10 protein-coding genes are annotated in these 9,416 nt (G+C 70.1%); all 10 read right to left on the bottom strand.

Annotated features, from left to right (window positions below; all coding sequences use genetic code 11):
• Positions 1 to 1,049: beta-ketoacyl-[acyl-carrier-protein] synthase family protein (locus tag PHQ87_RS04155; RefSeq protein WP_300231577.1), on the bottom strand; the 1,049-nt coding region annotated here is incomplete at its 3' end.
• A 24-nt stretch (positions 1,050 to 1,073) separates the two neighbouring features.
• Positions 1,074 to 1,820: a class I SAM-dependent methyltransferase gene (locus tag PHQ87_RS04150; RefSeq protein ID WP_300231576.1), complete on the bottom strand. Its 747-nt coding sequence runs from the start codon at positions 1,818 to 1,820 to the stop codon at positions 1,074 to 1,076.
• Positions 1,817 to 2,626, bottom strand: a complete 810-nt coding sequence (locus tag PHQ87_RS04145; RefSeq protein ID WP_300231574.1) for a polysaccharide deacetylase family protein — start codon at positions 2,624 to 2,626, stop codon at positions 1,817 to 1,819. The genes PHQ87_RS04150 and PHQ87_RS04145 overlap by 4 nt, the downstream gene beginning before the upstream one ends.
• Positions 2,626 to 3,267, bottom strand: coding sequence for a hypothetical protein (locus PHQ87_RS04140; protein ID WP_300231573.1), 642 nt, complete (start codon positions 3,265 to 3,267; stop codon positions 2,626 to 2,628). Before PHQ87_RS04140 ends, PHQ87_RS04145 begins: the two co-directional genes overlap by 1 nt.
• Entirely contained in the window at positions 3,264 to 5,609 is a 2,346-nt protein-coding gene (locus tag PHQ87_RS04135; protein WP_300231572.1) for an MMPL family transporter, read from the bottom strand. The genes PHQ87_RS04140 and PHQ87_RS04135 overlap by 4 nt, the downstream gene beginning before the upstream one ends.
• A complete protein-coding gene (locus PHQ87_RS04130; protein ID WP_300231569.1) occupies positions 5,606 to 6,175 on the bottom strand; it encodes a LolA-related protein in 570 nt (189 codons plus the stop codon). Before PHQ87_RS04130 ends, PHQ87_RS04135 begins: the two co-directional genes overlap by 4 nt.
• Entirely contained in the window at positions 6,172 to 7,083 is a 912-nt protein-coding gene (locus PHQ87_RS04125; protein ID WP_300231566.1) for an acyl-CoA synthetase, read from the bottom strand. Before PHQ87_RS04125 ends, PHQ87_RS04130 begins: the two co-directional genes overlap by 4 nt.
• On the bottom strand, positions 7,080 to 7,376 hold the full coding sequence (locus PHQ87_RS16060; RefSeq protein WP_366524435.1) for a hypothetical protein: 297 nt from the start codon (positions 7,374 to 7,376) through the stop codon (positions 7,080 to 7,082). The genes PHQ87_RS04125 and PHQ87_RS16060 overlap by 4 nt, the downstream gene beginning before the upstream one ends.
• On the bottom strand, positions 7,366 to 8,724 hold the full coding sequence (locus PHQ87_RS04120) for an AMP-binding protein (RefSeq protein ID WP_366524434.1): 1,359 nt from the start codon (positions 8,722 to 8,724) through the stop codon (positions 7,366 to 7,368). The genes PHQ87_RS16060 and PHQ87_RS04120 overlap by 11 nt, the downstream gene beginning before the upstream one ends.
• Positions 8,721 to 9,398, bottom strand: a complete 678-nt coding sequence (locus tag PHQ87_RS04115; protein WP_300231564.1) for a hypothetical protein — start codon at positions 9,396 to 9,398, stop codon at positions 8,721 to 8,723. Before PHQ87_RS04115 ends, PHQ87_RS04120 begins: the two co-directional genes overlap by 4 nt.
• Positions 9,399 to 9,416: the final 18 nt, after the last annotated feature.

The following is a 9,416-nucleotide window of genomic DNA, read 5'->3' as shown; positions in this document are numbered from 1 at the left end:
GGTATCCAGTCCTCGGCAATGCTCTGCATGGCGATGATGGCCTCGATCGCACCGGCAGCGCCCAGGGTGTGGCCGGTGGCCCCCTTGGTGGAGCTGCAGGGCACCTGGTCGCCGAACAGCGCCGCCACGGCCTTGCCTTCGGCCGCGTCGTTGGCCGGCGTGGCGGTGCCATGGAGGTTGATGTAGCCGATGGCCTGCGGCTGCAGCCCCGCGCAGACCAGTGCGGCCTCCATGGCAAGCTTCGCACCCAGACCCTCCGGGTGCGGCGCCGACATGTGATAGGCGTCGCTCGACTCGCCCGTGCCCAGCAGCCAGGCCTGCGCGGCGGCGGCGGACGTGTCGTCGCCTCGTTCCAGCAACGCAAAAGCGGCGCCTTCGCCGATGGAAATGCCGTCGCGCGTGGCGTCGTACGGCTTGGCCGGTCGCGTGGAGGTCAGCTGCAGCGACGAGAAGCCGTACAGCGTCGTCAGGCACAGGCTGTCCACCCCGCCCACGACGGCGGCATCGATGCTGCCCAGCGCGATCTGGCGCGCGGCGGCGGCGAACACCTTGGCGCTGGAGGAGCAGGCGGTGGAAATCGTCAGTGCCATGCCTTCTGCCCCCAGCACCAGACGCGTGAAGTCGGCCACCGAAAACGGGTTGTGCGATCCGCCGTAGTTCAGGCTGGCGGGTAGCGCCCCCGTCGCCGGATCGCGGTGGCGGTAGGCGATCTCGGTTTCGAAGATGCCCGAGGTGCTGGTGCCCATGAACACGCCCACGCGTTCGGCCCCGTAGCGGCGGACGGCCTCCCGCACCCGCTGCGCGAAGCCGTCGGTTTCCAGGCCCAGCAGCGCCAGCCGGTTGTTGCGGCAATCGTAGGCGGCCAGCGTCGCCGGCAGGCGCACATCGTCGATCCCGTCAACGATGCCGATCCAGGTATCGAGGCGAACGGTCTCGAATGTACAGGGCGCGAGCCCGCTGCGGCCGGCCCGCAGGGCCTGCAGGTTGGCGGCCAGACCCCGCCCGAGGCAGGTGGTGTAGGTGCTGGCGGTGATCGGTAGGGGCTGCACGTTCAGATGTCTCCTGCTCCGATCTTAGGCCATGGACGGGGCTGTCCCGGGGTGGCGTACCTGGCACACCAGCATGGTGTTGGCAAAGGGCAGCGCGCCACTCATGGGCTTGACCTCGACATCGAAGCCGATGTCGCGCAACAGCGCGCACCAATCGGCCACCGGGCGACAGTACAGGCGCGGCAGGCGGTGACCGCGCGAGAAGGTGACCACCTGATCGACCCACATCGACAGCTTGAACGGCAGACCTGCGGACTGGTCGCCCACGCGCGTGATGAAGCGTCCCCCCGGCCCGACCGCATCGCGGATGCGCTCGAGCACGCGGCGCTGCAGATCGAAATCGAAGTAGTGCAAGGCGTCGAGGATGGTCACCACGTCGCAGTGGCCGAAGTCGACGGCGTTCATGTCACCCTGTTCGACGTGCACCACGGGGTGGTCGGCACCGAAGGCCTGTGCCGCGCGCCAGACATCGCGCGCCATGAGTTCAACGCCGCGCATCTGCACGGGCTTCGGTGGCTTCGCCCACCCCCGGGGCCACTGGCCCTGCTCGAAGGCTTCATCCGCAGCCAGCAGCAACGCGAACAGGCTGCCCTGCCCGCTGCCGAGATCGAGAATGCGCCGGGCGTCCGTCAGCAGGCCGCTGCGCAGCAGCTCGGCGAAGATGGCATCGCCGCCCAGCTTGCCCCGGGCATAGTGGAAGGCGAATCGGTCGGCGCGGCGGAAGCGCTCGCAGGCCTTGGCGAGCAGGCCGCGCGGCAAAGAGGTGGTCATGCAGGTTGGATCGCTTGATGAAGGGTGACGGCGCTCAGATGGCGCGCACGCAACTGCTGTGCCAAGGCGGGCAGCACGGACAACAGCACAGGCTGGCCCTGGGCATCGCGGGCGGCATGGCCATCGTGCAGCAGCAGGATGTCGGTGTCGGCCAGCCCGCGCGTGAGCCGCGCCAGGACGATGCCCGGATCGGACTTGCGCGTGTCGTAGCCGCGGCGGGTCCAGGCCGCCAGTTGCAGGTCCAGCCCGCACAGCACCGGCTCCAGAAACAGGTTGCGCAGCCCGGCCGTGGGCCGGAAGAAACGCGGCGCCTGTCCGCTGAAGTCGGACAGCAGCGCCTGGGCGCGCGCGATGTCGGCGCGCAGTTTCGCCGGACCGAACAGGGACAGCGCGTGCGAGTGGCTGTAACCATGGTTCTCGACCCGGTGGCCGCGCTCGGTGATGGCGCGGCACAGTGCCGGGTGGCGCTCGGCGCGGTGGCCGATCAGGAAAAAGCTGGCCCGCAGGCCCTGCTCGTCCAGCAGGTCGAGCAGGCGCGGCGTGACCTCGGGGTCGGGCCCGTCGTCGATGGTGATGGCCACGCGCCCCTGGCCGGCGGGCGCCGGAGGCAGCCGCGTGATGTTCGGGCCCAGCCAGCGCATGCGGGGCAACAGTCCGGCGGCGGTGATGAGCACATGGTTGGCGGCCACGGCGCCCAGGGCCCAGGGCCAGGCCCCCGGCGCCGCCACGGCACCGGCCAGCGCCGCACCATGGCACCAGGCCGAGGCCTGCAGGAAGGCCGAGGGTCGCCAGCGCCGTGCTGCCATCAGCGCTGCTCCCCGCGCCGCGCCATCCAGGCCAGAAATACCTGCCACAGTGGCAACCAGGCGGCCCAGTCGTGGCCGCCAGCCACCTCCTCGACCGTGGCGTTGGGCAGGCGCTGCGCCAGCGGCCGCATGGTGTCGGCGAAGCGATCCCCGCACCCGATGCCGACGAAGGCCGGCAGGGACGGGCGCCCCTCGCGCAGGCCTTGCCAGAGCTGGAACTCCAGGTCGGCGGCCTGCGCCGGCGTGGCTTGCCAGGCATCGAGTCCGCCCGCACGGGCGATGGCGTTGGTCGTCAGGCGACTGCCCGGATAGGGTGCCAGCAGGCACAGACCCGCGAGCCCGGCCTCCTCGCGCTGCGCGTGGACCAGCGCCAGCCAGCCGCCCAGCGAGAGGCCGCCCAGCCACAGCTCGCGGTAACGGTCACGCAGGGGTGGCAGCACCTCGTGGGCCAGCGCGTCCACGGTATGGCCGATACGGACCAGATCAACCGGCAGCTCGGGCACCCACAGATCCAGGCTCCGGCCCGACGCAGCCAGCACGGCGGGCAGGCCCGCGGCCACCATGTCCGACGCACGCATCTGGGCGCCAGGCAGAAGCACCAGCGCAGAGCTGGCCCCCTCACTGCACCACAACGGCGTCATGCCGGCTTTCCCTGCCGGGGCACGATGAAAGCGGCCGCCAGCAGCAGCGCGATCACCACGCCCGGGGCCACCGTCGTGCCCATGGCCTTGAGGACCGGTGCGGTGGATGCGGCCAGTGCGCCAAAGCCGATCACCGTGGTCACGACCGCCACGCTCATGGACGACCAGACATCGACCGCCAGACCACCATCGGCGTCGATCTGGTCAAAAAACAAGGTGTAGTTGGAGCCAACGGCAACGATCAGCAGCAAACCGATCAGGTGCAACAGGTTCAGCTCGGTGCCCAGCGCATGCAGCGCGGCCATCACCATGATCACCGTCATGGCCAGGGTCAGCACCATGCGCCCGATGCGAACCCAGGAGCGCATGGCGAACGCCAGCATGGCGGTGATCGCGAGCACACCGCCCAGCGCCAGGTACACCGCCTGCTGCAGATAGTCGGCGTAGAGCGTCTCGAATTCCAGCTTCAGGTCGATGAACACGGCGCCGGTACCGGCAAGCGCCTGACGCACGGCGTCGGCGGGAATGTCGGGCGAGCCCGTGGCTGGCGGCCGCAAGGGCAGCACGATGTTCCACTGCCCGTCGGCCTGCGACATCATGGCGTCCACCGCCAGCGACATGGCCGTGCCGGCCAGATCGGCCCGCGTCATCGGCGGTGCCTGCCGGGCAGCGGCCACCGCGTCCAGGAACGGCGTCAGGCGCTCGGCCGACAGGGGGGCACCCTGCAGGGCCTGCGTCAGCCTGCGCTGCAGCTCTTCGCGCGGCGGCAGGGCGTCGAGGCGCTGGCGCTGTGTGTGCTCGCTGGGCAGAAAGCGGACCGGGCTGTCATAACCACCGATCAGTCCCTCATCGACGAGGCGGTCGAGTCGCTGCCCGGCGGCCTCGGCCTGCCGCAGCGCGCTCTCGCGATCACCGGCGGCCACCAGCACCATGTAGCGCGCATCGGGCGCACCGATGTCGGTGCGCAAGCGGGCATCGGCCTGGGCATCGGCCTCGGTGACGGTGGACAGGGCGGACAGGTTGGTGCTCCACAGGCGGTCGTGGTGCTGCACCAGGTACAGCAGCGCCACCGCCGTCAGGATCCAGGCCGGCCAGCGCAGGCGCCAGGCCTGCCCGAGCCAGCGCAGCGTGGTATTGCCCACCACGCCAGGCGGCGGAATGTCATGCCGATCGCCGGCCACCACCGGCAAAACGAAGCGTGTCACCAGGGCCGCCACCGCGATGCCCGAGAGCGCATACACACCCAGTTGGGCCAGGCCGGGGAAGCCGGCCCACAGCATCACCCCGAATCCGGCAATCGAGGTCACCACGCCCAGGCGGATCGTGGGCCAGAAGGTCTCGCGCCAGGCCTGCAGACCGACGCGCCCGGACTGGACGAAAAAGTAGATGGCGTAGTCCACCGATTCACCGATCAGGGCGGCACCAAACCCCACCGTGATGCCGTGCACCATGCCGAACACCAGGTCCACCGCCACGATGGCCGCCACCGTGCCGGCCACCACCGGCAGCAGGCCCAGCGCCATCATGCGGGGCGAGCGGTAGATCCACAACAGCAGCAGCCCGATGCCGATCGAGCTGATCAGGGAAATGCGCTCGATATCGGAGCGGATGTCCTCCCTGGCCTGGACGGCGAACATGCCCGGACCCGACAGGCTCAGCGACAGGCCATCGAGTGCGTGCGCCTGCTGCAGGGCGGCAAACTGCGCACGCACGGTGTTGATGGCCTGCGCCTGGCCATCGGTGTCGCCCCCGGGCGCGCGGGTCTGTGCCAGCAGCAGCGCGCGCTGGCCGTCGCGCGACGCCCATACACCACCCCGGGTATCGGGCTCGCTGCCCGGATGCAACTGCGCCAGGATCTCGATCATCTCGCCCGTCGGGTCCTGCAGCAGGTAGGGCTTGAACAGGAAACCGACCGGCGATACCGCCACCCCGATGGCGCGATCGACCGCCTCGCGCAGGCCCTCGGGGGCCAAGCGCTCGGGCGTCAGCGCCGGGCTCAGGTGGTAGCGGTAGCGCAGCAGGACATCGCGCTCGGCCTCCAGGGCATCGGCCTCGCCGTTCTGCACCGAGACGAACAGGCCCGAGCTGGCCAGCCCATCGCGCAGCGCGCCCGAGGCCTGGACACGTTCGGCCTCGGTCCCGCCCTCGATACCGATCATCAGCAGGCGCGAAACGCTGCCGTCCTTCATCTGCCCGACCAGCACCCGCTGTTCGGGGCTGGGATCGGACGGCAGGAAAAACGACATGTCCGCAGTGAAGCGCGTGTGCAGGACGATCCAGGCCACGCCGGCCGCCACGGCGACCAGCCACAGCAGGAACGCCTTGAGGGGTGTGACTTTCATTCGCCGGCAATGGGCTCGATGGCCAGTTCGGAACGATCACCGTCGGCCTGCTGGTACTCGATCCGACGCACCTGGTTGCCGCCGCCCGAGACGGTGATGCGGCTGATCAGCGCCGAGACGGCGCCGTCCACCGGCGTCAGTGCCAGCGACCAGGCAGCGGGGCTGCCGGCCAGCGCCAGCCGGTAGTGCTTTTCCAGCGCCTGCCGGTTGCCCGCCAGGGTGCTGCGGATGCTTTCGACGAAGGCCTGCGCCTCGGGCCGGCTGGCCACGTTGACGGACATGCGGCGGTTGGCGCGCACCAGGGTCAGCGTGTCCTTGTCCAGCATCATGGATTCGGGGTACGGCTCGAGTGTGTGCTTTTCCAGCCGGTCGGGCGGCTGGTAGCGCAACTCGCCACTGGAGACGACCGGCTTGTCCAGCATGGCCATGGTCCGCGTTTCGACAAAACGCGCCTTGCCCCCCGTGTGCCGGGCCAGATCGCGCATCAGGGTGTCGATGTCGAAGGCGGCATGGGCGGCCAGCGACACGCTGGCCAGCAGCAGGGCCAGGAGGCGTCGGAAATTCATTGCTTGTGCCAGAAATCGTAAAAATTGAACCAGTTGTAGGGCGCTTCGCGCGCCAGACGCTCCAGCATGGCCACATAGGCCCGCATGGCGTGGGCAGTGGCGGCCTGCCGGTGCTCGCGCGGCACCTGCGAAAAATCGGCCAGCGGCTCGAAGCGGACCTGGTAACGGTTGCCGCCCAGGTACAGGCCGGCCATGAAAAACACGGGCCGCCGCAGCAGCATCGCCAGGCGCCAGGGCCCGACCGGAAAGCGCGCATGCTCGCCCAGGAACGGCAGGGCCACACCCTCATCACCGTCGGCGTCCAGCAGACGGTCGGCCAGCATGCCGACCAGGCAACCTTCGGCCAGGCGGTCCCTGACGGCCATCATGGAATCCACTCGGCCCAGGGGGATGATATCTTGCATGGCCGCCGGGTTGATGGCCCTCAGGGCGTCATTGATTTTGCGGGCATTTTCCTCGTACATCACCATGGCGACGCGCATGCCACCACGCTCGCGGCCCATGGCGCGCAGCACCTCGAAGCTGCCCAGGTGTGCGCCCATCAGCAGCACACCCTGGCCGCCGGCACAGGCCGCCTGCAGTGCCTCGGCGCCCTGCACCTCGATCTGCAGGCCATGGCTGTCCTCGCCAAGCAGGAACACACGGTCGTGCACGGTGGAGGCAAAGCTCAACACATGCCGGTAGCCATCGGCCCAGCTTGCCTCGCGTCCGAGCACACGGCCCAGGTAGTCGCGGCTGGCGCGGCGCGCGGTGGGCGCGAAGGCGGTGAAATAGGCCGCAATGCCGTACAGGACGACACGCCCGACACGGCGACCGAACAGGCGCGAGATGCCCACCATCAGGCGCAGCACCCAGGCGTGGCTACGCTCCCGGTGCTGACGCCAGCCAGTGTCCGGTGCTCTGCTCATGCGCCATCGCTTTGCAGAACACCGCTGGCCACCGCCTCATCGCCCATGCGGATATCGAAGCCCAGCGCGCCCCGCGGGGTGGACGCCAGTGCCAGCCGCAGCACGGCGCCCGGCCCCACCGGGCGCAGGAACTTGGCCTGCACGATGGCCCAGCCGGTGGCCTGCGGCCGCACCTGGCGGGCCAGATGCAACACACGGTCGAGCAGCACGACACCGGGCACGATGGGACGCCCCGGGAAATGCCCGGCCAGGGCGGGATGGTCGTCCGGCACGGTCCAGGTTTCAGCGTGCACTGCCCCCTCCTTGCCCCGCGACATGCTCGGCATAGAGTTGCTCCAGGCTGTCCCGGGTGATCTTGCCCGTGTGGTTGCGCGGCAGCGCCGGCACCAGCACCAGGGGACGGGGCAGGAAAATCGGGTCGACGCAGCGGCGCAGCGCCGCCAGCAGGTCGGCGTGCGAGCGGCCCGGCGCCACCACCGCGAAGGCCACCAAGCGCGCCACGCGCGACTCGCTGTCTTCCTGCGGCAGGAAAAAGGCACCATCGCGCACCCCCTCGATGCCGCACAACTGGTGGTTCAGGTAGGCCAGCGAGGTGCGCTTGCCCGCCAGGTTGACCATGTCGGCGTGACGCCCGTGCAGCACGAAGCGGCCGGGTTCCGGCTGCAGGCCGATGATGTCCGACAGGGCCACCCGGCCCTCGACGTGACCGTCCACCGCGTAGGTGGTCCCTCCCTCCTGCTCCAGCCGCACACCGGGCATCAGGGACCAGGCAGACCCTCCGGTGGTGCGGCGCGTGGCCAGTTGCGAGGACTCGGTCGAGCCATAGATTTCGTGCACCGGCGCGCCGGTGGCGGCCTCCACGCGCTGTGCCAGCGTCTCGCTCAGCGGGGCCGTGGCCGACAGCCAGCGGTCCACCGGCGGCAGCGCCACGTCCGCGGCCATGACGCTGGACAGGTGGTAAGGCGTGGTGACCACCAGGCGCGGGCGTGGCACCGCGGCCAGCGCCTCGGCCAGGTCCTGCGGATAGAAAGGCTTGCCGGTCCAGAAGGTGCAGCCGCCGTGCAGGGCCAGCAAAAAGGTGGACTCGAAGCCATAACTGTGCTGGGCCGGCACCGTGCCCACCAGCACATGCGGCTGGCCGGCCAGCCCCAGGGCCTCGGCCTCGGCGCGTCCGCTGGCCACCAGCCGGCCCCAGGTCTTGGCATGGGGCTGCGGCCGCCCGGTCGAACCCGAGGTGAACAGGATGGCGACCACGCGTTCGGCCGGAACGGCGGGGGGGTCACCGGTATGAGCCAGCGCGTCCAGGGAGGGCCAGGCATGCACCGGCAGGCCGGGCAGGTCGGTGCCGGTGTCACCGAGCACATAGGCTCCCGCGTACTCGTGCGCCAATTGCCGCAGGGTTTCCAGACTCTGCGACGACGGCTGCAGGCTGACCCGGCCGCTGATGGCGCACGCGCCCAGCAGCACCGCGAAGTGGTAGCGGTCCTCGCATAGGTTGATGACCCAGCGTCCGGCCGGCAGCCAGCCGGCCAGCGCCTGGACATCGCCGAGATACTGGCTGACGGTGACCGGGCCCTGGGCGCGCCAGGCCAGCACGTCGTCCGCGGCACGCCCGCTGATCAGAGGCAGCGATCCGGTCATGGCGAGGTCGATCGGGTGGTGGTCGTGCGGCCCGGGTCCTGACGCGAGCGCCAGGCCTCGATGATCTCGCGCACCCCGGGTCGCTCGGCAGGCGGCAGCACGCAGCGGCGCACCAGCATCTCGACCAGAAAAACCAGGCCGATCAGCGGACCCGTGAGCACATTGGCGTGCACCGACCAGACTTCGATGGGCGCCCAGGCGAACAGCAGCGTGGACACCAGCGCGTTGACGACAAAGAAGACCGTCCAGCCCAGCGTCACCTGCCGGGTGTACCCGCGCTTGCGCTCGGAAAGGCCATCGCCGAAGATCATGCGCGCCAGGCCGGTCACCACCGGTTCGCGACCGGCCATGAGCGAACGCCCGAACCAGGCGGCCATGGCCAGGTGCGTGCCCAGGTGCTGCAGGTAGTACAGCCATGGCAGGTTGCCGCGCAACCAGCCCCAGCGCCACGCCAGCCCCCCGGCCATCAACAGCATCAGGCCCCAGGCGGGCGCGCCGCGCAGCGGGGTCTGCCACAGCAGGGCAGCAGCAGCGGCCAGCAGCGGCGCCACGGCCACCACGGTGTGCAGGTCGGCCGGGCCGATGCCCGAGCTGGCCAGGTGGGCCGAGGCAATCCAGCCCAGCACCAGCAGGACCGCCAGCAAGGCGCGCCAGCCAGGCTGACTCTTGTTCATCGCCGGGCCACCCTTCTC

Source organism: Hydrogenophaga sp., assembly GCF_028698005.1.
GTDB lineage: Bacteria > Pseudomonadota > Gammaproteobacteria > Burkholderiales > Burkholderiaceae_C > Hydrogenophaga.
This window is presented reverse-complemented; position numbering and strand designations above follow the sequence as displayed.

Excerpts from the sequence above, each read along its gene's own strand:
- PHQ87_RS04150 (WP_300231576.1), bottom strand. The coding sequence starts at position 1,820 with ATGACCACCTCTTTGCCGCGCGGCCTGCTCGCCAAGGCCTGCGAGCGC.
- PHQ87_RS04145 (WP_300231574.1), bottom strand. The coding sequence starts at position 2,626 with ATGGCAGCACGGCGCTGGCGACCCTCGGCCTTCCTGCAGGCCTCGGCC.
- PHQ87_RS04140 (WP_300231573.1), bottom strand. The coding sequence starts at position 3,267 with ATGACGCCGTTGTGGTGCAGTGAGGGGGCCAGCTCTGCGCTGGTGCTT.
- PHQ87_RS04135 (WP_300231572.1), bottom strand. The coding sequence starts at position 5,609 with ATGAAAGTCACACCCCTCAAGGCGTTCCTGCTGTGGCTGGTCGCCGTG.
- PHQ87_RS04130 (WP_300231569.1), bottom strand. The coding sequence starts at position 6,175 with ATGAATTTCCGACGCCTCCTGGCCCTGCTGCTGGCCAGCGTGTCGCTG.
- PHQ87_RS04125 (WP_300231566.1), bottom strand. The coding sequence starts at position 7,083 with ATGAGCAGAGCACCGGACACTGGCTGGCGTCAGCACCGGGAGCGTAGC.
- PHQ87_RS04120 (WP_366524434.1), bottom strand. The coding sequence starts at position 8,724 with ATGACCGGATCGCTGCCTCTGATCAGCGGGCGTGCCGCGGACGACGTG.
- PHQ87_RS04115 (WP_300231564.1), bottom strand. The coding sequence starts at position 9,398 with ATGAACAAGAGTCAGCCTGGCTGGCGCGCCTTGCTGGCGGTCCTGCTG.